Below are 22020 nucleotides of genomic sequence, written 5' to 3'. Positions count from 1 at the left end.
AAAGGCGTAGTCGATGGGAAACAGGTTAATATTCCTGTACTTGGTGTTACTGCGAAGGGGGGACGGAGAAGGCTATGTTAGCCGGGCGACGGTTGTCCCGGTTTAAGCATGTAGGCGGAGATTCCAGGTAAATCCGGAGTCTTGTTAACGCTGAGGTGTGATGACGAGGCACTACGGTGCTGAAGTAACAAATGCCCTGCTTCCAGGAAAAGCCTCTAAGCATCAGGTAACACGAAATCGTACCCCAAACCGACACAGGTGGTCAGGTAGAGAATACCAAGGCGCTTGAGAGAACTCGGGTGAAGGAACTAGGCAAAATGGTGCCGTAACTTCGGGAGAAGGCACGCTGATATGTAGGTGAAGTGATTTACTCATGGAGCTGAAATCAGTCGAAGATACCAGCTGGCTGCAACTGTTTATTAAAAACACAGCACTGTGCAAACACGAAAGTGGACGTATACGGTGTGACGCCTGCCCGGTGCCGGAAGGTTAATTGATGGGGTTATCCGTAAGGAGAAGCTCTTGATCGAAGCCCCGGTAAACGGCGGCCGTAACTATAACGGTCCTAAGGTAGCGAAATTCCTTGTCGGGTAAGTTCCGACCTGCACGAATGGCGTAATGATGGCCAGGCTGTCTCCACCCGAGACTCAGTGAAATTGAACTCGCTGTGAAGATGCAGTGTACCCGCGGCAAGACGGAAAGACCCCGTGAACCTTTACTATAGCTTGACACTGAACACTGGTCCTTGATGTGTAGGATAGGTGGGAGGCTTTGAAGTGTGGACGCCAGTCTGCATGGAGCCAACCTTGAAATACCACCCTTTAATGGCTGGTGTTCTAACGTAGACCCGTAATCCGGGTTGCGGACAGTGTCTGGTGGGTAGTTTGACTGGGGCGGTCTCCTCCTAAAGAGTAACGGAGGAGCACGAAGGTTAGCTAATCCTGGTCGGACATCAGGAGGTTAGTGCAAAGGCATAAGCTAGCTTGACTGCGAGAGTGACGGCTCGAGCAGGTGCGAAAGCAGGTCTTAGTGATCCGGTGGTTCTGAATGGAAGGGCCATCGCTCAACGGATAAAAGGTACTCCGGGGATAACAGGCTGATACCGCCCAAGAGTTCATATCGACGGCGGTGTTTGGCACCTCGATGTCGGCTCATCACATCCTGGGGCTGAAGTAGGTCCCAAGGGTATGGCTGTTCGCCATTTAAAGTGGTACGCGAGCTGGGTTTAGAACGTCGTGAGACAGTTCGGTCCCTATCTGCCGTGGGCGCTGGAGAATTGAGGGGGGCTGCTCCTAGTACGAGAGGACCGGAGTGGACGCATCACTGGTGTTCGGGTTGTCATGCCAATGGCATTGCCCGGTAGCTAAATGCGGAAGAGATAAGTGCTGAAAGCATCTAAGCACGAAACTTGCCCCGAGATGAGTTCTCCCTGACCCTTTAAGGGTCCTGAAGGAACGTTGAAGACGACGACGTTGATAGGTCGGGTGTGTAAGCGTAGCGATACGTTGAGCTAACCGATACTAATGAACCGTGAGGCTTAACCTTACAACGCCGAAGATGTTTTGGCGAAAGAGACACGATATTCAGCTTGATTACAGATTACATCGACATGCGAAAAGCGTGTTGATAGACAGAATTTGCCTGGCGGCTGTAGCGCGGTGGTCCCACCTGACCCCATGCCGAACTCAGAAGTGAAACGCCGTAGCGCCGATGGTAGTGTGGGGTATCCCCATGCGAGAGTAGGGAACTGCCAGGCATCAAATTTAGTGTGCTGATATGGCTCAGTTGGTAGAGCGCACCCTTGGTAAGGGTGAGGTCCCCAGTTCGACTCTGGGTATCAGCACCAGTTTTTCGGTTAAAGTTTGGCACTTAGAAAAGAATTTGTCTGGCGGCTGTAGCGCGGTGGTCCCACCTGACCCCATGCCGAACTCAGAAGTGAAACGCCGTAGCGCCGATGGTAGTGTGGGGTCTCCCCATGCGAGAGTAGGGAACTGCCAGACATCAAATAAAAACAAAAGGCCCAGTCTTTCGACTGGGCCTTTTGTTTTATCTGTTAAACGTCGGTGCTGTATCCGGCGCATGGCTTTAATGGATAACCTGCGACAAAAACGCACGCGTGCGTTCAGATTTGGGGTGAGCAAAAAACTCATCCGGTGCTGCCTGTTCAACAATCTCGCCAAGATCCATAAAGATCACCCGGTCGGCCACTGTGCGGGCAAAGCCCATTTCATGGGTAACACACAGCATAGTCATGCCTGATTGCGCCAGACCTATCATGGTATCAAGCACTTCTTTTACCATTTCAGGATCCAACGCTGATGTGGGTTCATCGAATAACATAATTTTAGGTTTCATGCACAACGAGCGTGCAATGGCCACGCGCTGTTGCTGCCCACCAGAGATTTGCCCAGGATATTTATGCGCATGTTCAGCAATGCGAACTCGCTCAAGGTAGTGCATTGCCAGAGCTTCAGCCTCTTTTTTTGGCATCTTTTGCACCCAGATCGGTGCCAGCGTGCAGTTTTGCAGGACCGTCAAATGAGGAAAGAGATTAAAGTGCTGAAAAACCATGCCAACTTCTTGTCTGACGCGCTCAATATTGCGGATATCTTCATTGAGTTCGATCCCATCCACCACAATACGTCCTTGCTGATGCTCTTCAAGATGGTTGATACAGCGGATAGTTGTCGATTTACCCGAACCGGAAGGTCCGCATAATACGATGCGTTCTCCCTGCTTTACCTTCAGGTTGATGTTTTTCAGGACGTGAAACTGTCCGTACCATTTGTTGACGTTTTCCAGCGTAATCATCGCGTCGGTAGACGGCATTAATAATTGGCTCATAAATTCCTCAGTGCGGTGTACGCCCGGTGTTAAAACGTTTTTCCAGATGTTGGCTGTAACGCGACATGCTAAAACAGAAGATCCAGTAAATCAGTGCAGCGAAAACATATCCTTCCGTCGACATACCCAACCATGCAGGGTCCACAGTTGCCTGCTGCACGCTACTGAAGAGATCAAACAGGCCGATGATGATGACCAGACTGGTATCCTTAAACAGGGCGATAATCGTGTTAACCAGACCCGGAATAACCAGCTTGAGGGCTTGCGGAAGAATGACCAGCCCTTGCGTTTTCCAGTACCCTAACGCAAGTGATTCAGCGGCTTCATACTGACCTTTTGGTAGGGCCTGTAACCCTCCGCGAACCACTTCTGCGACATACGCCGACTGGAAAAGAATCACGCCGACCAGCGCCCGGATAAGTTTGTCGATACTGGTCCCTTCGGACATAAACAGAGGAAGCATGACCGAGGACATAAAAAGGACGGTAATCAACGGCACACCGCGCCAGAACTCAATGAAAATGACGGATAAAATCCGCACGACTGGCATATGAGACCGACGTCCAAGCGCCAGTAAAATACCCCACGGAAGCGCGCCCGCAATCCCCACGGATGCAATGATAAGCGTCAGTGTTAATCCGCCCCACTGTCGGGTTTCTACGCGCTCAAGTCCGAAAAAACCACCGTACATCAACCACCAGACCACCACGGGATAAACGACGGCCCAGACGGCGATATAGCGGCCACGGTGAGGAATAGATTTCCAGAACATAGGGACGATAGAGGCCAGGCCAATGATTAGGGCCAGATTTACGCGCCAGCGCTGATCGTGGGGATAAAGTCCATACATGAATTGCCCAAAGCGTTCATGAATGAACACCCAGCAAGCCCCTGCTTTGGTGCAGTCTGCGCGGGTTGAACCGACCCAGTTGGCCTGAAAGAATACCCAGTTCAGCAGTGGCGGAAGAAATGACCAAATCAGCCAAATGCACAGCAGCGTGAGCAGGCTATTTGACCAACTGGAGAACAGGTTTTTACGCACCCAGAGTAGACTGCGGCTTGCCGGGTTACTGTTCTGACGCGAGGGGTGAGACAGCAGTGCTTTTGTCATCATGGCTCCTTAGCGCTCAATCAGTGCAATACGGCGGTTATAAATATTCATCAGCAGAGAAATGCTCAGGCTGATGATCAGGTACACCGACATCGTGATAGCAATAGTTTCAATGGCTTGCCCTGTTTGATTGAGTACCGTGCCGGCAAACAGTGAAACCATATCCGGGTAGCCAATGGCGGCCGCAAGAGAGGAGTTTTTGACGATATTCAGATACTGGCTGGTTAATGGGGGAATGATGACGCGCAGCGCCTGTGGGATGATCACCTGGCGCAGTGTCACCGGATTTGGTAGACCCAGCGAGCGTGCTGCTTCATGTTGGCCATAAGGAACGGCCTGGATTCCCGCTCGAATAATTTCTGCAATAAACGCCGAGGTATACACTGAAAGCGCCAGCGTCAGGGCAGCCAGTTCGGGAATAAGCACCATACCGCCACGGAAGTTAAAACCGCGAAGGGCGGGGATATCCCAGTGAAGCGCTGCGCCAAACAGCCACTGTGAGATCATCGGTAAAAGCACGATCAGCGCCAGAGCCGTGGGCCAGGTCCGGCGTAGCTGACCGGTTTTAGTCTGGTGCATTCTGTTGTAGCGAAATAGCCCGATAGTGACGACGATAGCGATAATTACAGCGCCGCAAAAGACAAAAAATCCTTCTCCTATTTGCGGTGCCGGAATATAGAGCCCCCGGTTACTCAGAAACATCAAGTCCAGCGCGTTAACGGCCTGACGTGGGCCGGGCAGGTTACGTAATACGGCGAAATACCAAAAGAAGATCTGCAGCAGCGGCGGTATATTGCGGAACGTTTCGATGTAGATCGTCGAGAGCTTTCGTAATAACCAGTTATCTGACAGGCGTGCCAGTCCGAGAAAGAAACCAAGAATTGATGCGAAAACAATACACAGTGCAGAAACCAATAGCGTATTGAGTAGGCCAACGATAAAGACACGGCCATACGTATCGCCTTGCTCGTAATCGATCAGATGCTGGACAATACCAAATCCGGCGCTGCGATCGAGAAAAGAGAATCCCGAGGTAATACCGCTATTGTTCAGGTTATTTATCGTGTTATGGATGAGATAGACCGCAATGCAGATGACCGCAATGACGGCAAGTATTTGAAATAACCAGGCGCGGACCGCAGGGTTAGAAAAGGATAACGATCCTTTTACGATTGAGCGGCGATGGAACATAAGAAAACCTCGGTAACTATGACTCTGGACTGAGCGCCGCAGTCGCGGCGCCCGTTACATCACTACGCATTAGCGCACCGGTGGCGCATATTGAATGCCACCGTTATTCCAGAGGTTGTTCTGTCCACGTTTGATCTTCAGTGGGCTTTCCGATCCCACGTTACGCTCAAAGATCTCCGAGTAGTTACCTACCTGCTTGATAATGTTGTAAGCCCATTTGTTATCAAGCTTCAGATCCTTGCCATAATCCCCTTCTTTGCCTAACAGGTGTGCCATATCCGGCGTTGCAGGATTAGCCGCTTTTTCATCGACGTTTTTCGAGTTAATGCCCATTTCTTCCGCATTCAGCATGGCGAACAGCGTCCAGCGAACAATGGAGAACCACTCATCGTCTCCACGACGTACAACAGGTCCCAGCGGTTCTTTAGAAATAACTTCTGGCAGGACAATCCACTCCGCAGGATTACTCAGCTTGATTCGCAGTGCGTACAACTGAGACTGGTCGGAAGCCAGCGTGTCGCAACGCCCAGATTCCAGAGCTTTAGCTGATTCATCCGAGCGGTCAAAGGTGACAGGGGTGTACTTCATGTTGTTGGCTTTAAAATAGTCAGCCACGTTCAGTTCGGTATCTGTTCCTGCCTGGATACAAACCGTTGCGCCATCCAGCTCTTTAGCACTCTTAAGACCCGCTTTATTGTGGGTAAGAAAACCAATGCCGTCGTAATACGTTACGCCAGTGAAAGACATTCCCATTCCTGAGTCACGAGAGGAGGTCCAGGTGGTATTACGAGAGAGCATGTCGACTTCACCAGATTGTAGTGCGGTAAAGCGTTCCTTGGCGGTGAGCGGGGTATATTTTACTTTGCTATCATCGCCAAATACGGCGGAGGCAACGCCACGACATACGTCGACATCAATACCTGAGAACTTACCGCTTGCATCGGCATAAGAAAAGCCAGGCAACCCGTCACTGATCCCACACTGCACAAAACCTTTTTTCTTTACGGCATCAAGTGTTGCGCCGGCATGTGCCTGATTTGCAACCGCAAGCAGCACGCCGGCCGCAGCCAGGCTGGCTATTATCATCTTTTTCATAGAGCATCCTGTGTGGAGGAATTATTGTTATGGAAACGTTCTGAAAACGTCTTTTACCTGTCTGTGGCTATGGCCATACTCTTTTAAGCAAAGGTAGTGCCAGGTTTTTGCGCACGATTATTCGACGCAATATCCAGAGTGTAGACAGGAAAAAATAAATGCAGCGCCCTGAAGTGGTGCAAAATTGAAACGTAAGCCACATTTCGGCGCAAAAAATTTAAAAATCAAACCGGACGTGTGATAACGATTTCGTACGTTAATATTGATGACGTGAGAATAATGAAAAGAAAGCGCGCTGTTACGAAGAACTGAAAAAATGCTAATTTCAAATCGTGGATATGTGAGGCAAATCTATAATAATTTTATTATACGTTGAGTGCTATATATCAACCTTTTGTCTTATATGAAGATTTAATTCTTATTGCAAAAAGCGCGGTACCCACCGCGCTTTTAAGAAGATTTATTTGGTCAGGGCGACTATCCCAAGCGTCAGCCCGGCAACGGCTGCTGCGCCACCGGCGATGGCACCGGCTGTTTCCCAGTTATCCTGCGTGGTGCCTTTCATACAGGTATTGGTATGAACCAGGCGCCCCTGATCGTCGTATACAGGTACGCAAGGAGAATCGTGTGCACAGCCGGCCAGGAATGCGGTAAGCAATGCAACGGATATTAATCTTTTCATGGTGTTACCTCAAAAATAAGCGTTTCGCTAATTGAGCAAAGACAAACGCTAAGCCATCTGCGAACTCGGCGATTATTTTACCACTTCTTAAAAAAATACTGACATGAGGAATAATCTCAATTCATGTGGATTGTAAAAATAATGGATAAAAAGAAAGGTGATTCGCGATTTTTTCAGGAAGGGTTTATTTGAAATAAATGGCTATCTTATTAATAAATAAAGAGGGGCATCTTAGGTGAAAAAGGCGTCCGAAGACGCCTTTATTTTACAAATTAAACGTTGCGCCGACTAAAACGCCGTCTGACGACAACGAAGAAGACGGGGACGAAGAAGATTGCCAACAATGTCGCGGTCAGCATACCTCCCATTACGCCTGTACCGACCGCATTCTGTGCCCCGCTACCCGCTCCGTGGCTGATAACCAGAGGCATAACCCCTAGAATAAACGCCAGGGATGTCATCAGGATTGGACGAAGACGCATGCGTGACGCCTCCAGTGTGGCTTCAATCAACCCTTTACCTTCTTTATCCATCAGGTCTTTGGCAAACTCCACGATAAGGATAGCGTTTTTGGCGGAAAGACCGATGGTAGTCAGCAGACCTACCTGGAAGTAAACGTCGTTATTCAGACCGCGTATGGACGCCGCCAGAAGCGCACCGACCACGCCGAGCGGTACAACCAACATGACTGAAAATGGAATAGACCAGCTCTCATACAATGCGGCCAGACACAGGAAGACGACGATTAACGAAATAGCGTATAACGCAGGTGCCTGATTGCCGGAGAGCCGTTCCTGATATGACATCCCCGTCCAGTCATAGCCGATACCGGTTGGCAGCTGTGCTGCCAGGTTTTCCATGAGCGCCATGGCTTCACCGGTGCTTCGACCCGGCGCGGCCTCTCCCAGTATTTCCATTGATGGCATACCGTTGTAACGCTCCAGGCGGGGTGAACCATAAATCCAATGCGACGAACTGAACGCAGAGAATGGCACCATTTCACCATTCCCACTACGTACGTAGAGATTGTTGATGTCGTTGGGTAACATACGGAACGGCGCGTCAGCCTGAACGTATACCTTTTTCACTCGGCCATGATCGATAAAATCGTTCACATAGGTGCCGCCAAGGGCCGTGGAAATCGTTTGGTTTATATCCGACAGACTTACGCCTAACGCCTGGGCTTTTTCCTGATCAATATCCAGCTTAAATTGCGGGGTATCTTCCAGACCGTTAGGGCGCACGCGCACCAGTAAATCTGGATGCTCTCTCACCATACCCAGCAACTGGTTCCTGGCTTTCGTCAGTTCTGTATGACCGAGGTTAGCCTGATCAATTAACTGAAAATCAAAGCCGGTCGCGGTACCCAGTTCAAGAATGGCAGGCATGTTGAACGGGAACACCAGTCCATCTTTAATCTGGCTGAACGCCCTGGTCGCACGTTCGACGATAGCCGTCACGCCGTTTTCATCGCCCGAACGCTCTTCCCATGGTTTGAGGCTAATAAAGACGATACCAGAGTTCTGTCCCTGGCCGCTAAAACTGAAGCCATTAACGGTGAATACCGATTTTACGTTAGCTTTTTCCTGGTTCAGGTAGTAATTCTGAATCTGATCCAGCACCTGCTGTGTGCGCGTCTGTGTCGCACCGGCAGGAAGTTGCACCATTGTCATAAAGACCCCCTGATCCTCTTCGGGCAAGAAGGAGGTAGGGAGGCGTAAAAACAGAACAGCCATTCCGCCGACGATAAGAACATATAGCAACAAGTAGCGTCCGGTTTTGCGCAGAATACCGCTGATACTATTGCTGTAATGCCCGACGCTTTTATCGAACAGGGCGTTAAACCATCCGAAAAAACCGCCTCTCTTTTCATCATGTCCGGCGGAAACGGGTTTTAGCAGCGTTGCGCAAAGCGCTGGCGTAAGAATGAGGGCGACCAGAACAGAAAGCGCCATCGCTGAAACAATGGTCAGAGAGAACTGGCGGTAAATGGCGCCGGTCGAGCCGCCAAAGAACGCCATGGGGATAAATACCGCCGAGAGTACCATCGCGATCCCGACCAGTGCGCCCTGGATCTGGACCATGGATTTCTGCGTCGCCTCTTTGGGCGGCAGTTTCTCTTCCGCCATGACGCGTTCGACGTTTTCTACTACCACGATGGCGTCATCGACCAGCAGGCCGATGGCCAGCACCATTCCGAACATCGTTAGCGTGTTGATGGAGAATCCGAATGCTGCGAGGATCGCGAATGTTCCCAACAGCACGACAGGCACTGCGATAGTTGGAATTAGCGTGGCGCGCAGATTTTGCAGGAACAGGTACATCACCAGGAAGACGAGGATGATGGCTTCAAACAGCGTTTTCACCACCTCGTTAATCGAGATTTTTACAAATGGTGTAGTGTCATAGGGGTAAACCACTTGCAAACCTTGCGGGAAGAAAGGTTGTAACTCAGCCAGCTTTGCTTTGACGCCTGCGGCAGTATCCAGCGCGTTTGCACCGGTCGCCAGCTTAATGCCCAGACCTGTTGCGGGCTGACCATTAATTTTCGTCACCATGTTATAGTTTTCGCCGCCGAGTTCGATGCGGGCTACATCTCTGAGGTGAACCATTGAGCCATCCTGGCCCACCTTCAGCGTTATGCGGCCAAACTCTTCCGGCGTTTTCAGGCGTGTCTGAGCAATAATGGAGGCATTAAGTTGTTGACCCTGGACGGATGGTGCGCCTCCCAGTTGGCCTGCGGCAATCTGATTGTTTTGCGTTCTCAGTTGATTGATAACGTCCAGCGGAGTCAACTGATATTTGTTCATTGCGTTGCTGTCGAGCCAGATGCGCATTGCGTACTGTGCACCAAACATCTGGACATCGCCGACACCTGCTGTTCGGCTTATTGCGTCTTTAACGTTAGACGCCACATAGTCGGAAATATCATCCTGCGTCAGATTGTTATTATCGGAGACAAAACCCGCCACCATCAGGAAACCGCTACTGGATTTCTCGACGCTGATCCCCTGCTGCTGTACTTCCTGAGGCAGTAAGGGCATCGCTAACTGTAATTTGTTTTGCACCTGGACCTGTGCGATATCCGGGTCAGTACCCGACTCGAAAGTCAGAGTAATGGTGACGCTCCCGGAGGAATCGCTGGTGGAGGACATATACATCAGGTTATCGATACCGTTCATATTCTGTTCGATAACCTGCGTAACCGTGTCTTGTACTGTCTGCGCATCCGCACCTGGGTAGGTGGCAGAAATAGCGACCGCAGGAGGTGCAATGGTCGGATACTGTGCAACGGGCAGTTGCATGATTGCCAGAGCCCCTGCCATCATCAGAATGATGGCCAGAACCCAGGCAAAAATAGGGCGATTGATAAAAAAGTTAGCCATGTCCGGTTACCTTATTGCGCAGTTTTTGCGGCTGGAGTTTCGGTATCGGTGGTTGCTTTAACCTTTATGCCGGGACGCGCTTTCTGCAATCCGCTGACGATAACCTTATCGCCAGGCTGTAAGCCCTCGCTGATTAACCACTTATCACCTATCGCCTGAGTAGCAACGACGGTGCGAGCCTCGACCTGACTCTTGTCATTGACAACCATCACCGTTGCATCACCGCGTGGCGTACGCGTTACCCCTTGTTGGGGAACGAGAATGGCATTCGGCTGGATGCCTTCATCAATACGAGCACGCACAAACATGCCCGGCAGCAGCGTGTGCTGTGGGTTAGGGAATACGGCCCTGAGGGTGATGGATCCGGTACTTTCATCAACGGTGACATCAGAGAACTGCAACGCACCTTTCAGGGGGTACGACTGACCATTTTCCATCACCAGTTCGACGGTACTGCTGGCGCTGTCTTTATGCAGGCTCCCTTGCTCAACGGACTGTTTGAGGCGCATAAAGTCATTACTGGACTGTGTTACGTCGACGTAAATAGGATCAAGTTGTTGCACGGTAGCAAGCTCAGTTGCCTGGCCATTCGTGACTAATGCGCCTTCGGTGACGTTAGATTTACCGATACGTCCGCTAATGGGCGATGTCACTTTGGTGTAGGCCAGGTTGATACGAGCGCTTTCGACCGCCGCTTTTGCCGCGATAACGGAGGCATCGGCCTGGCGAGCATCAGCAATGGCCTGATCGTACTCTTGCTGGCTGATGTACTTAGTGCCAACCAGCGGGACATAACGTTTTACCGTTAAATGTGCGATAGCTGCTGCCGCTTCACTCTTTGCCAGTTCGCCTTTGGCGCTGTCGTAGTCAGCCTGGTAAGTCGCAGGATCGATCTGATAAAGCGACTGACCGGCTTCAACATCGCTTCCCTCGGTAAAATTCCGTTTAAGTACGATCCCGCTGACCTGAGGACGGACTTCAGCAATACGAAATGCTGTTGTGCGCCCAGGTAATTCGGTCGTCACGGCTAAAGGCGCCTTTTCGACGACATGGACAGTCACCTGCGGCTCTGCGGGGTGAGCTTGTGTTTCTCCCTGATCGTTACAACTGGCGAGTAATACAGCGGACATGATGATGAATGAGGGCAGGAGTGAAAACCTGGCATTTTTCGTCATTTCTATTCCTTAAAAAACCGAACGCTCGTTATTAACCGGGTAACGCAGAGGCGATAACGCGCACAAGTGAAAATAATAGTTGGCTATCCTACAAATTATTAGCTTGCGATGTAAGCAATACTTATTTATGGGCGCGATACACGGCACGTAAAAACAAAAAGGGATTAATCTTCGGTTGTTTCATTATGGTTTTAATAGTAATGCAATGATGCGCATAAACACATATTGAAATAAGTATTTGATTGGTGAATACATTGGTTGTTGTTATTTGTTTTGTTTATTTGTGTGCAATATCCATAATTAACAGTTTTAGAACTCGTCTAAATAAACACTAAGTGATACATTTGTTCCGTTTAGCAAATATTACATAAGAAAGTTAATCATTCTCTACCTTACCTCAGACAGTCGAAACCATGGCCAGAAAAACGAAAGCTGATGCCCTCAAAACACGACAGCACCTGATAGAAACAGCGATTATGCAGTTTGCCGTGCGTGGTGTTAGCAATACGACGTTAAACGACATTGCGGATGCCGCCAGCGTGACGCGGGGGGCGCTCTATTGGCATTTTGAAAATAAGACGCAATTGTTCAATGCGCTATGGTTACAACAACCTCCATTACGCGATCTTATTCAGGATAAGCTTATTGGTCGTTGGGGGGATAATCCTTTACAGCGACTGCGTGAAAAGTTTGTAGTGGGATTGCAATATATTGCACAGAATCCTCGCCAGCAGGCATTAATGCAAATTTTATATCATAAATGTGAATTTCATAACGATATGATATCAGAACAGACCATTCGCGATAAAATAGGTCTCAGTCATCAAAGCATTCGTGATTCACTGCAAAAGTGCGTGGATGAAAATCTGATTGCTACCAGTCTGGATTTAGATGTCATCATCATTATTCTGCACGGTAGCTTTAGCGGGATAATAAAAAACTGGTTAATGAATCCAGTGAGTTATGATTTGTATGGGCAAGCGCCAGTATTAGTTGATAACGTATTAAAAATGTTAAGCCCAGACGGCTGTGTAATGCAATTAATGCAGAGTGAAAATCAGCCAGGGTAGTTTTAGCCGCCAGGGCCTGACGGCTGTCGACGTATTTTTCGTCGTGCTATTCGAGGTCGACGCAGTTGACCAGCTTGAGGGGGTTCACAGAATTCATATTCCGGCACTTATCGTGCTCCGTTGTCATCAGCTCTATCCACTGAATAAGCAGCGTATCAAAGAGAAAAACGAAGACCGCAAAAACAACCAGCCACCAATACTTGCGAATCATTACCAAACCCTGTGTATTCATGCCCAAGCGTGCAGGGAATATACACGAAATCTGCAAGCTGAAAAGCAGACTTACAATGCCTTTACTTTGCTGAAAGATCGCCGCTCTTTGCTGTTAATCGACTCTTTTTAGAAAGATTTTTTGTCTTCCGCTTTTTCACCTTTGCAAGTTCATTCTCTGAAAAATGCGAACTAATGCTCATTCTTCTGAGCCCCATTTTTACGTACTCGGCATTGATTTCAATCCCGACAAACTTGCGACCTAATTCCACGGCAGTGGCACCGGTAGTGAAGCTACCGGCAAACGGATCCAGCACGCTGTCATCTGGACTGGAGGAAGCCAGAATGATGCGTTCAAGGAGGGCTTTGGGTTTTTGAGTGGGGTGATTTTCGTATTCGTCCATCAAATAACGAACGCGTGGAAACTCCCAAACATTGCCCGGTACTTTTTTCTGGTTGTAGGGTTGGGGCGGGTTCTTTCTGTAGTCTATCAGTGCACGTTTAGCGCCCGTTTTGGCTTCAACCAAAATATCATCACGATTAAACGTGTAGTTTTTCTGATCTTTTACCATCATCAGAAGCGGTTCATACATCGAACCAAAGTAATTTTTGGCCTGCACCCCGGAGCTATCGTATGACCACACGATACGGCTCTTGATGGTAAAGAGCTGGCGGCATTTGAGATCGATGTACGGCATGTTCTCCGTACTGTTCATGATGTACATGGTGCCGTGTGGTTTGAGAATGCGATGGCACTCGTCAATGCACTCAAACAGCCATGCCAAAAATGCCTCTTCGTCCCAGGATTCCACCATCCCGTCAAAGTCTTTACCGATGTTATAAGGTGGGTCGGCGAAAATGAGATCGACGCTTTCTGACGGCAGCTTTTTCAGTTCGGTCAGAGCATCACCCAGGATTATCTTTTTAGATTCATCGCCAAAATAGACAGGTTCACATCTTGCGTTCATCGCCAAAGCCTCCCGTGTGACGTTAATAAAAAAGGCGCTTCCCCATGCCGAGTAGCGCCTTTTAAAACAAACATTTCGCTGATTAGTATCAGTTCATGCCGTATTTTTTCAGTTTTTTACGCAGCGTACCACGGTTGATGCCCATCATCAGGGCAGCACGGGTCTGGTTACCGCGGGTGTATTGCATCACCATGTCCAACAGGGGCTGTTCTACTTCAGCCAGTACCAGCTCATAGAGATCGTTAACATCCTGACCATTCAATTGAGCAAAATAGTTCTTCAGTGCCTGTTTAACCGAGTCACGCAGGGGCTTTTGAGTTACCTGATCCTGAGAGTTAACGGTAGAAACGGTCAGTACGTCAGAATTTACGCGTTGTTCGAACATAGTTCTGTCAGCTCTTTATTTCTGTTTACGCAAAATTTTCGAAGTATGCCTCCAACGCCGCCAGCTGTTCGCTGGAATCTTCAATGGCGTTGAATGTGCGCCGAAACTGGTCATCCGGAGCGTGTTCCTGGAGATACCAGGATACGTGTTTACGCGCAATTCGGTACCCTTTTGCCTGACCATAAAAGTCGTGCAGTTCCCGAACGTGCGCACAAAGCAAGCGCTTCACCTCTGCCAGAGGCAGCGGGGGCAGCAGCTCCCCAGTGTCCAGATAATGCTGGATTTCCCGAAAGATCCAGGGTCTTCCCTGAGCTGCACGTCCTATCATCAGGGCATCCGCCCCCGTATAGTCGAGTACAGCTCTGGCTTTATGCGGGTCAGTAATGTCGCCATTCGCGATAATCGGAATGGAAACTTTCTGCTTAACTGCCCGAATACTGTCGTACTCAGCATCTCCATTGAACAAACAGGCGCGGGTGCGTCCATGAATGGTCAGAGCCTGAATGCCACAGTCTTCAGCCAGTTGGGCAATCTCTACGCAGTTACGGTGTTCCGGAGCCCAGCCGGTGCGAATCTTGAGTGTGACAGGAACGTCCACCGCATTGACGACCTCGGTTAGTATTGATTTCACTAGATCCGGGTACTGCAAGAGGGCTGAACCTGCGAGCTTGCGATTCACTTTTTTAGCCGGACACCCCATATTGATATCAATAATCTGGGCGCCGCTTTCCACGTTAATACGTGCGGCATCGGCCATCTCAACAGGGTCGCTACCGGCAATTTGCACCGTGCGAATTCCTGGCTCATCAACGTGCACCATCCGTAAACGAGACTTGTCACTTTCCCAAACCTGCGGGTTAGAAGACATCATCTCGGATACCGTCAATCCTGCTCCCATCTCATAGCACAGCGTCCTGAATGGTCTGTCAGTGATGCCAGCCATAGGTGCTGCGATCAGGCGATTTCTGAGCTGGTATTGTCCGATGCGCATGAGTTAAGAAATGACCATACTGTGACTGCAAGGCGGCGTATATTACGCATTTTTCGCACGAGATGAAAGGCCAAACTTTGACCAATCCACTGAGGTGGATCAATGAATTGCTGGTTAAGTACACAGTTTCAAATTAAAATCTTTAATAATCAGTTTGATACGTGGTTGTGCTAATTTTTCATCCGTTTATAAATTCCGAAAACTTCTCTTTTTTTATTACGGCCAGCCTCAGGTTATCAGGATAAAAAGCTGTTTTTGTGAGCAAATAGTGGCTTTGTAATGCGATCTCGCTCTCATTTCCGCAAATCCTTTTGCGAAAAAAAGAGCGATTATTGCGTTACCAACGGTAACGAGAGGGGATTATTTTTTCTGACCGGTAATGCGGCACCACTCTTCTTTCTCGATAACCGGATCGAGCGTAAAGAGTTCGGCATAGGCCTCACAGACGCTTTCCGCCTGGCTGGCAAGAATGCCAGAAAGCCCCAGTAAACCGCCCTCAACGGGCAGTACGCTGATTAACGGTGCCAGTTCACGTAATGGGCCTGCGAGGATGTTTGCGACCACCACGTCGGCTTTCATCGCCTCTGGCTGGTCTTTCGGCAGATAAAGCTCCAGACGCTCAGAAACGCCATTACGCTGGGCGTTATCACGGCTGGCCTGAATTGCTTGCGGATCGATGTCTACGCCGATGGCTTTTGCCGCACCCAGCTTCAGTGCCGCAATGGCAAGAATGCCGGAGCCGCAGCCGAAGTCGATGACGGTTTTGCCGTTAAGATCGAGACCGTCCAGCCATTGCAGACATAGGGAGGTGGTGGGGTGAGTGCCGGTACCAAACGCCAGACCCGGGTCCAGCATCACGTTGACGGCATTCTCATCCGGGACATCGCGCCAGCTTGGGCAAATCCACAAACGTTCACCAAAGCGCATCGGGTGGAAGTTATCCATCCATTCGCGTTCCCAGTCTTTGTCTTCGAGCTGTTCGATTTTATGCGCGAAGCCTGCACCCAGCAGCGGATGCTGCTCCAGGATGGCAACCACTTCTTTCATGTCGGTTTCTGCATCGAACAAGCCGATAACGTCGGTATCTCCCCACAGGCGAGTCTCGCCAGGCAGAGGCTCAAATACCGGCGTATCATGCGTGTCCTGGAAAGTAATGGAAACGGAGCCCGCTTCCATCAGCGCATCGCTCAACTCTTCAGCGTTGGCACCGGTCGTGTTCAGTTTCAGTTGGATCCATGGCATGGCAAAACTCTTTTATTTATCAGTAGTCAATATGGCGGCTTGCGGGACGGCAGAACCGAAACGGTTGCCGATCAGGAAAGCCAGCAAGCTTATCAGTAACGAGGGCACAATCGGGTGGAAACCCAGGTACTGAATGTTAAATGTAGCGAGTACGGCATAAAGAACGCCGCCGATAATCATCGCGCTCAAAGCGCCCGCCGCGTTTGCCCGTTCCCAGTACAATCCCAGCACCAGCGGCCACAGGAAGACGGCTTCCAGCCCGCCAAACGCCAGCAGGTTAAGCCAGATAATCATCTCTGGCGGTTTCCAGGCGGCCAGTAGCAGTAACGCGCCGAGCAACAGGGTAATTACTGCCGACATGCGCTTCAGCCGGGTTTCGTTTTTCAGCTGTTCCGGACGCAGGTTCAGGTACAGATCCTTAATGATCGTAGCGGAACTTTGCAGCAATTGGGCATTGATCGTCGACATGATCGCGGCCATGGGGGCCGCGAGGAAGATCCCAGCAGCTACCGGCGGCAACACTTTGACCATTAGCGTAGGGATAACCAGATCCGGCACTGTCAGATCAGGGATCACCGCACGCCCCAACGCACCCGCCAGATGCATACCAAACATCAGGATCGCCACTACGATGGTGCCGATGATAATGCCGCGGTGTACAGCTTTGCTGTCTTTATAAGAGATGCAGCGTACTGCTGTATGCGGCAGCCCAATTACGCCAAAGCACACCAGTACCCAGAATGAGGTCATGAACGTGGGTGACAGAATGTCATCCGCGCCTTGCGGCGAGACCAGTTTAGGGTCGATAGTTTGCAGGGTTACCACCGCATTGCTGAGGCCACCGGCAGCATGAATGACGCCGACCAGTAGAACAATAGTACCAATCAGCATCACCATACCCTGCATGGTGTCGTTCAGTACGCTGGCGCGAAAACCGCCGAACGCCGTATACAATGCAATACTGACGCCAAAAATAAGCAGACCGGTTTCGTAAGGTATACCCGCAGCGGTTTCAAGCAAACGTGCGCCGCCAATAAACTGTACGGTCATTGCTCCGACAAACGCGACCAGCAGGCTAAGGCTTGCCAGCCACACAAGCAGGCGACTCTGGTAACGGGCAAACAGCATATCGTTGAGGGTAACAGCATTATAACGGCGCGCCAGAATCGCGAATTTCTTACCAAGAATCCCCAAAGAAAGCCAAACAGCAGGCAACTGGATCATCGCCAGCAGCACCCATCCCAGCCCGTATTTGTAAGCGGCGCCAGGACCGCCAATAAACGAGCTGGCGCTAATGTAGGTTGCCGTTAGCGTCATGGCTAATACGACCCCGCCCATCGAGCGGCTGCCGAGGAAATATTCATTCAGGAAAGTGCCGGTCGATCTCTTACGCATGGCGTAAACGGAAAGACCGAAGACCACCAACAGATAGGCGACCAGCGGCAAAATAACTTCAAGCTGCATCGTCATCCTCCAACGGAATGTCGCGATAGATAAACTTCACCATCGCCCAGCACAGCACGATGAAAACCAGCGGCGTTAGCAGGCAGGCCATTTCGAACCAGTGTGGTAAGCCGGTAAAACCGAGCGTGGAATCTGGTAAGTAAGCGGCCACTAACCATGTGGCAAGATATAAAAGGGTCAGCCACAGCGCCCAGCGCGCCTCTTTATGGGCCTGAACAAAACGAGCGTCCATTTTTTGTCCCTTGTGGAAAAAGAAAGCGGGGATTGTACCTTATGGCACGTGCGGGAGGGGAGAAAAACAAAAGGCCGGAATTTCCGGCCTTTTCAGTTAACGCACGCTTACTTTTCCTGAAGTCCGAGTTTTTTCTCCAGATAGTGAATATTGGTTCCACCGTGCTGGAAATGCTCGTCATTCATGATGCGGATCTGCAGATCAACGTTGGTTTTGATACCGTCGATGATCAGTTCCTGCAACGCGTTTTTCATACGGGCGATCGCTACGTCGCGGTTTTCGCCATAGCAGATCAGCTTACCGATCATTGAGTCATAGTACGGAGGTACGGTGTAGCCTGCGTAAATATGAGACTCCCAGCGCACACCAAAGCCACCCGGCGCGTGGAAACGCGTGATTTTACCCGGGCTTGGCAGGAAGGTGTTCGGGTCTTCGGCGTTGATACGGCATTCTACCGCATGGCCTTTAACCACAACTTCATCCTGCTTGATGGACAGCGGTTGTCCCGCAGCGATGCGCAGCTGCTCTTTGATCAGGTCAACGCCGGTGATCATTTCGGTTACCGGGTGTTCAACCTGAATACGGGTGTTCATTTCAATGAAGTAGAACTCGCCGTTTTCGAACAGGAACTCGAAAGTACCTGCCCCGCGATAGCCGATATCAACGCACGCTTTGGCGCAACGCTCGCCGATGTAGCGACGCAGTTCCGGAGTAATGCCCGGTGCTGGCGCTTCTTCGACGACTTTCTGGTGACGACGCTGCATGGAGCAGTCACGTTCTGCCAGATAAATCGCGTTACCCTGACCGTCCGCCAGCACCTGAATTTCGATGTGGCGTGGGTTTTCCAGGTACTTCTCCATGTAAACCATGTCGTTGTTGAAAGCCGCTTTCGCTTCCGCTTTGGTCATGGAGATGGATTGTGCCAGTTCGGCATCGCTGCGCACGACGCGCATACCGCGACCGCCGCCGCCGCCGGAGGCTTTGATAATAACTGGATAACCGATGCGTTTAGCATGAGCGCGGTTAGCGTCCATGTCGTCGCCCAGCGGGCCGTCAGAGCCTGGGACTGTCGGTACGCCAGCTTTTTTCATCGCGGTAATTGCGGACACTTTGTCGCCCATCAGGCGGATGGTGTCGGCTTTCGGGCCGATGAAGATAAAGCCGGAACGTTCTACCTGTTCAGCAAAGTTGGCATTCTCAGAGAGGAAGCCATAGCCCGGGTGAATTGCCACTGCGCCGGTGATTTCAGCAGCGCTAATGATAGCCGGGATGTTCAGATAGCTTTTTACGGACGGAGCCGGGCCAATACAGACCGTCTCATCCGCCAGCAATACGTGTTTTAAATCGCGATCCGCGCTTGAATGCACAGCGACAGTCTTGATGCCCAGCTCTTTACAGGCACGCAGAATACGCAGGGCGATCTCACCGCGGTTGGCGATAACAATTTTATCCAACATGTTCGCCTCGTTATTCGATGACGACCAGCGGCTCGTCAAATTCTACCGGTTGACCGCTTTCTACCAGAATCGCTTTCACTACGCCGGATTTGTCGGCTTCGATCTGGTTCATCATTTTCATGGCTTCAACGATGCACAGGGTATCGCCCGCATTCACTTTCTGGCCGATTTCGATGAACGCTTTCGCATCTGGGCTCGGGGTGCGGTAGAACGTACCAACCATTGGGGAGCGTACGATGTGACCACTGATTTCCGCTGCTGCCGGAGCTTCCATACTTGGAGAGGCAGTTTGTGCGACAGCGTTAGACAGAGCTGGCTGCTGCATCACTGGTGCAGCATAAGCCTGTTGCATCATTGGAAAACTTGCAGCTGGCGCCGCACGGCTGATGCGTACAGACTCTTCGCCTTCAGAAATTTCCAGTTCGGAGATGCCTGATTCTTCAACCAGCTCGATCAGTTTTTTAATCTTACGAATATCCATGAGTGGGTTCCGTACTCTTTGTTTAGTGAGATTGTGACAAGCGTTTTACCGCCGTCTGTATAGCATTTTTATAACAGTGAGTGACAAGATGCCACGCATCTCAGGCATTGCACTGGGTGCGGTTGCCATTAAGTGAGATTGCCAGACTTGTTAGTCATTGTGCGGCTATCTTCTGCCATTTTCGGGTAAAAGACAAAATATACCTTCAACATGCGAATGTCACCCTTTCAGCACTCTAAAAACGCTACCGGGGATAGCAAAGTCGCACATTATAACTATTTCGTAGCAATTGGCAGCTAAATACTGGTCTTATCAGGGAAGATAATCAACCGTTAACATGTAAAGAAAATCGGATCGTCCACATTTTGTAACGCACTGCACATAACGTGAAACTACCGCCACCACTGGCGAAACTTCTTGTAACGGCAGGCTAACAACACCACAGCGAGTGCTGCATAAATAATCGGTTGAGGGGAGATAATTTTTACCGACCACAGATAATGTATGGGTGCCAGGATCGCCACAAGATAGACGAAGTTGTGCAAATACTGCCAATTTTTGCCCAGTTTTCGCTGAGCCGACTGGGTGGAGGTTAACGTGAGGGCGAATAATATGCCCCAACTGGTAATGCCCAGCATCAAATAAGGTCGCGTGATTAATTCCCGTCCTAACAGCGCCAGATTATGAATGCCCAGTTCCAGGAGTGCGTAGCTGGTTAAATGCAACGTTGCCCAGGCGAAACACCATAGCCCTAACAGGCGCCGTGTGCGTATCAATAATGGCTGTTTAGCGTAGCGCGCGAGGGGAGAGACCAGCAAGGTCGCCAGCAAGAATTTCAGAGCTGTCCTACCGGTAAAGTGCTGGATATCTTTGACCGGGTCTGCGCTCAGACCACCGTGATTCACCGCCCAAAATAGCCAGACAAACGGTAAAAAGCCGATAAGATGCAGGCAAACTTTCAGCCCGGTAATGTGCTTTGCAGTCAGGCGCACTCAAAAATTCTCCTGCAGGTTAAGACCACGGTACAGCGAAGCGACCTCGTCGGCGTAACCGTTAAACAGCAGCGTGGGTTGGCGCTGAACGTCCAGAATACCGCCTGCGCCAATAAAACGCTCAGTGGCCTGGGACCAGCGCGGGTGATCGACATGCGGATTCACGTTGGCATAAAATCCATATTCATTGGGGGCGGCCAGATTCCAGGTTGTCGGGGGGCGTTCGCGGGTTAGTTTAATACTCACGATCGACTTAATGCCTTTAAATCCGTATTTCCACGGCACAATTAAGCGAATGGGCGCGCCATTTTGTGGAGGAAGAGCTTTTCCATAAACCCCCACGGTAAGCAGAGTGAGTGGATGCATAGCTTCATCCAGACGCAGTCCTTCAATATAGGGATACTTCAGCCCGCCGCCAATAAAGCGATCTTTTTGTCCTGGCATCTCATCCGGTGCGTAGATCGTTTCGAAGGCGACATATTTTGCGTTGCTGGTGGGTTCAACCTGCGCCAGCAGTTTATGTAACGGAAAACCAATCCACGGCACGACCATTGACCAGGCTTCCACACAGCGCATCCGGTAAATCCGTTCTTCCAGTGGGAAACGGGCGGTCAGCGCATCGTGATCGAGGGTGAGTGGTTTTGCCACCTCACCACTGATTTTTAACGTCCACGGATCGGTTTTCAGACTGCCAGCATTGGCTGCCGGATCCGCTTTATCGAGACCGAACTCATAGAAGTTGTTGTAGCCAGAAACTTTATCCGCCGGCGTTAAAGGAAGCGAATTTTGCCAGGTGGCGGGTTTGCTGAAATCAAGCGGCTTACCCGCGGGCGCGGGCGGGCGGTCATTCCCCTTAAACCAGCTAAGAAGATCAGCCTGCACAGAGAGGGGGAAAGACAACGCGGCGGCGCTGATCCCTAATGCTTTCAGTACCTGGCGGCGTTGCATAAAAAAAGCCGACTCGTCAGTGACGTCGGCTTCTGTAAATGGACGTAATTTCTTCATAACAGACTCCCGGCTTACGCGTCATAACTGACAGGGGAC

At 50.4% G+C, this 22020-nt stretch carries 19 protein-coding genes, 1 tRNA gene and 3 rRNA genes; 5 read left to right on the top strand and 18 right to left on the bottom strand.

The window, feature by feature from the left end; all coding sequences use genetic code 11:
* The 4 genes from WC7_RS04385 to rrf (WC7_RS04400) form a co-directional block, all read left to right on the top strand.
* Positions 1-1545, top strand: a 23S ribosomal RNA gene (locus tag WC7_RS04385); the annotation flags it as partial.
* A gap of 95 nt (positions 1546-1640) precedes the next feature.
* Positions 1641-1756, top strand: a 5S ribosomal RNA gene (gene rrf / locus WC7_RS04390).
* A 14-nt stretch (positions 1757-1770) separates the two neighbouring features.
* Positions 1771-1846: transfer RNA gene (locus WC7_RS04395), tRNA-Thr, on the top strand.
* 38 nt (positions 1847-1884) lie between these two features.
* Positions 1885-2000, top strand: a 5S ribosomal RNA gene (gene rrf / locus WC7_RS04400).
* 85 nt (positions 2001-2085) lie between these two features.
* Here the strand turns inward: rrf (WC7_RS04400) and WC7_RS04405 are convergent.
* The 7 genes from WC7_RS04405 to WC7_RS04435 all read right to left on the bottom strand — a co-directional run bounded on the left by WC7_RS04405 (position 2086) and on the right by WC7_RS04435 (position 11484).
* Positions 2086-2844: an amino acid ABC transporter ATP-binding protein gene (locus WC7_RS04405; protein ID WP_016154732.1), complete on the bottom strand. Its 759-nt coding sequence runs from the start codon at positions 2842-2844 to the stop codon at positions 2086-2088.
* Between the two features lie 7 nt (positions 2845-2851).
* Positions 2852-3955 carry an amino acid ABC transporter permease gene (locus tag WC7_RS04410; RefSeq protein ID WP_016154731.1) on the bottom strand — a complete coding sequence of 368 codons (1104 nt, stop codon included), beginning with the start codon at positions 3953-3955 and terminating at the stop codon, positions 2852-2854.
* Between the two features lie 9 nt (positions 3956-3964).
* On the bottom strand, positions 3965-5146 hold the full coding sequence (locus WC7_RS04415; protein ID WP_016154730.1) for an amino acid ABC transporter permease: 1182 nt from the start codon (positions 5144-5146) through the stop codon (positions 3965-3967).
* Between the two features lie 69 nt (positions 5147-5215).
* The gene (locus WC7_RS04420) at positions 5216-6241 is read right to left on the bottom strand and encodes an amino acid ABC transporter substrate-binding protein (RefSeq protein ID WP_016154729.1); all 1026 of its coding nucleotides are present in this window, start codon (positions 6239-6241) and stop codon (positions 5216-5218) included.
* A 460-nt stretch (positions 6242-6701) separates the two neighbouring features.
* On the bottom strand, positions 6702-6923 hold the full coding sequence (locus WC7_RS04425) for a lipoprotein (RefSeq protein WP_003025292.1): 222 nt from the start codon (positions 6921-6923) through the stop codon (positions 6702-6704).
* Between the two features lie 272 nt (positions 6924-7195).
* Positions 7196-10309, bottom strand: a complete 3114-nt coding sequence (locus WC7_RS04430) for an efflux RND transporter permease subunit (protein WP_016154728.1) — start codon at positions 10307-10309, stop codon at positions 7196-7198.
* A gap of 11 nt (positions 10310-10320) precedes the next feature.
* A complete protein-coding gene (locus WC7_RS04435) occupies positions 10321-11484 on the bottom strand; it encodes an efflux RND transporter periplasmic adaptor subunit (protein WP_016154727.1) in 1164 nt (387 codons plus the stop codon).
* A gap of 413 nt (positions 11485-11897) precedes the next feature.
* Between WC7_RS04435 and envR the strand changes: the two genes are divergently transcribed.
* On the top strand, positions 11898-12554 hold the full coding sequence (gene envR / locus WC7_RS04440) for an acrEF/envCD operon transcriptional regulator (RefSeq protein WP_016154726.1): 657 nt from the start codon (positions 11898-11900) through the stop codon (positions 12552-12554).
* Positions 12555-12600: 46 nt separating this feature from the next.
* Here the strand turns inward: envR and WC7_RS26045 are convergent, their stop codons facing one another.
* The 11 genes from WC7_RS26045 to msrP all read right to left on the bottom strand — a co-directional run bounded on the left by WC7_RS26045 (position 12601) and on the right by msrP (position 21981).
* Entirely contained in the window at positions 12601-12765 is a 165-nt protein-coding gene (locus tag WC7_RS26045; RefSeq protein ID WP_016154725.1) for a DUF2556 family protein, read from the bottom strand.
* An 82-nt stretch (positions 12766-12847) separates the two neighbouring features.
* Positions 12848-13732 (bottom strand): adenine-specific DNA-methyltransferase, encoded by an 885-nt coding sequence (gene yhdJ, locus WC7_RS04450; protein WP_016154724.1) that lies wholly within the window; start codon positions 13730-13732, stop codon positions 12848-12850.
* 88 nt (positions 13733-13820) lie between these two features.
* The gene (gene fis / locus WC7_RS04455; protein ID WP_000462905.1) at positions 13821-14117 is read right to left on the bottom strand and encodes a DNA-binding transcriptional regulator Fis; all 297 of its coding nucleotides are present in this window, start codon (positions 14115-14117) and stop codon (positions 13821-13823) included.
* Between the two features lie 25 nt (positions 14118-14142).
* Complete coding sequence (gene dusB, locus WC7_RS04460) at positions 14143-15108, bottom strand: tRNA dihydrouridine synthase DusB (protein WP_003025224.1); 966 nt, start codon at positions 15106-15108, stop codon at positions 14143-14145.
* 360 nt (positions 15109-15468) lie between these two features.
* A complete protein-coding gene (gene prmA, locus WC7_RS04465) occupies positions 15469-16350 on the bottom strand; it encodes a 50S ribosomal protein L11 methyltransferase (RefSeq protein WP_016154723.1) in 882 nt (293 codons plus the stop codon).
* 12 nt (positions 16351-16362) lie between these two features.
* Positions 16363-17814, bottom strand: a complete 1452-nt coding sequence (panF, locus tag WC7_RS04470; protein WP_016154722.1) for a sodium/pantothenate symporter — start codon at positions 17812-17814, stop codon at positions 16363-16365.
* Positions 17804-18046, bottom strand: coding sequence for a YhdT family protein (locus WC7_RS04475; protein ID WP_016154721.1), 243 nt, complete (start codon positions 18044-18046; stop codon positions 17804-17806). Before WC7_RS04475 ends, panF begins: the two co-directional genes overlap by 11 nt.
* Before the next feature lie 107 nt (positions 18047-18153).
* Entirely contained in the window at positions 18154-19503 is a 1350-nt protein-coding gene (accC, locus tag WC7_RS04480; RefSeq protein WP_003828838.1) for an acetyl-CoA carboxylase biotin carboxylase subunit, read from the bottom strand.
* A gap of 10 nt (positions 19504-19513) precedes the next feature.
* Positions 19514-19984, bottom strand: coding sequence for an acetyl-CoA carboxylase biotin carboxyl carrier protein (accB, locus tag WC7_RS04485; protein WP_003025210.1), 471 nt, complete (start codon positions 19982-19984; stop codon positions 19514-19516).
* A gap of 392 nt (positions 19985-20376) precedes the next feature.
* Complete coding sequence (gene msrQ / locus WC7_RS04490; protein ID WP_016154720.1) at positions 20377-20976, bottom strand: protein-methionine-sulfoxide reductase heme-binding subunit MsrQ; 600 nt, start codon at positions 20974-20976, stop codon at positions 20377-20379.
* On the bottom strand, positions 20977-21981 hold the full coding sequence (msrP, locus tag WC7_RS04495) for a protein-methionine-sulfoxide reductase catalytic subunit MsrP (RefSeq protein WP_016154719.1): 1005 nt from the start codon (positions 21979-21981) through the stop codon (positions 20977-20979).
* Positions 21982-22020 lie beyond the last annotated feature (39 nt).

The sequence above is a fragment of the Citrobacter sp. KTE151 genome, from assembly GCF_000398845.1.
GTDB lineage: Bacteria > Pseudomonadota > Gammaproteobacteria > Enterobacterales > Enterobacteriaceae > Citrobacter > Citrobacter braakii.
This window is presented reverse-complemented; position numbering and strand designations above follow the sequence as displayed.

Excerpts from the sequence above, each read along its gene's own strand:
- WC7_RS04405 (WP_016154732.1), bottom strand. The coding sequence starts at position 2,844 with ATGAGCCAATTATTAATGCCGTCTACCGACGCGATGATTACGCTGGAA.
- WC7_RS04410 (WP_016154731.1), bottom strand. The coding sequence starts at position 3,955 with ATGACAAAAGCACTGCTGTCTCACCCCTCGCGTCAGAACAGTAACCCG.
- WC7_RS04415 (WP_016154730.1), bottom strand. The coding sequence starts at position 5,146 with ATGTTCCATCGCCGCTCAATCGTAAAAGGATCGTTATCCTTTTCTAAC.
- WC7_RS04420 (WP_016154729.1), bottom strand. The coding sequence starts at position 6,241 with ATGAAAAAGATGATAATAGCCAGCCTGGCTGCGGCCGGCGTGCTGCTT.
- WC7_RS04425 (WP_003025292.1), bottom strand. The coding sequence starts at position 6,923 with ATGAAAAGATTAATATCCGTTGCATTGCTTACCGCATTCCTGGCCGGC.
- WC7_RS04430 (WP_016154728.1), bottom strand. The coding sequence starts at position 10,309 with ATGGCTAACTTTTTTATCAATCGCCCTATTTTTGCCTGGGTTCTGGCC.
- WC7_RS04435 (WP_016154727.1), bottom strand. The coding sequence starts at position 11,484 with ATGACGAAAAATGCCAGGTTTTCACTCCTGCCCTCATTCATCATCATG.
- envR (WP_016154726.1), top strand. The coding sequence starts at position 11,898 with ATGGCCAGAAAAACGAAAGCTGATGCCCTCAAAACACGACAGCACCTG.
- WC7_RS26045 (WP_016154725.1), bottom strand. The coding sequence starts at position 12,765 with ATGATTCGCAAGTATTGGTGGCTGGTTGTTTTTGCGGTCTTCGTTTTT.
- yhdJ (WP_016154724.1), bottom strand. The coding sequence starts at position 13,732 with ATGAACGCAAGATGTGAACCTGTCTATTTTGGCGATGAATCTAAAAAG.
- fis (WP_000462905.1), bottom strand. The coding sequence starts at position 14,117 with ATGTTCGAACAACGCGTAAATTCTGACGTACTGACCGTTTCTACCGTT.
- dusB (WP_003025224.1), bottom strand. The coding sequence starts at position 15,108 with ATGCGCATCGGACAATACCAGCTCAGAAATCGCCTGATCGCAGCACCT.
- prmA (WP_016154723.1), bottom strand. The coding sequence starts at position 16,350 with ATGCCATGGATCCAACTGAAACTGAACACGACCGGTGCCAACGCTGAA.
- panF (WP_016154722.1), bottom strand. The coding sequence starts at position 17,814 with ATGCAGCTTGAAGTTATTTTGCCGCTGGTCGCCTATCTGTTGGTGGTC.
- WC7_RS04475 (WP_016154721.1), bottom strand. The coding sequence starts at position 18,046 with ATGGACGCTCGTTTTGTTCAGGCCCATAAAGAGGCGCGCTGGGCGCTG.
- accC (WP_003828838.1), bottom strand. The coding sequence starts at position 19,503 with ATGTTGGATAAAATTGTTATCGCCAACCGCGGTGAGATCGCCCTGCGT.
- accB (WP_003025210.1), bottom strand. The coding sequence starts at position 19,984 with ATGGATATTCGTAAGATTAAAAAACTGATCGAGCTGGTTGAAGAATCA.
- msrP (WP_016154719.1), bottom strand. The coding sequence starts at position 21,981 with ATGAAGAAATTACGTCCATTTACAGAAGCCGACGTCACTGACGAGTCG.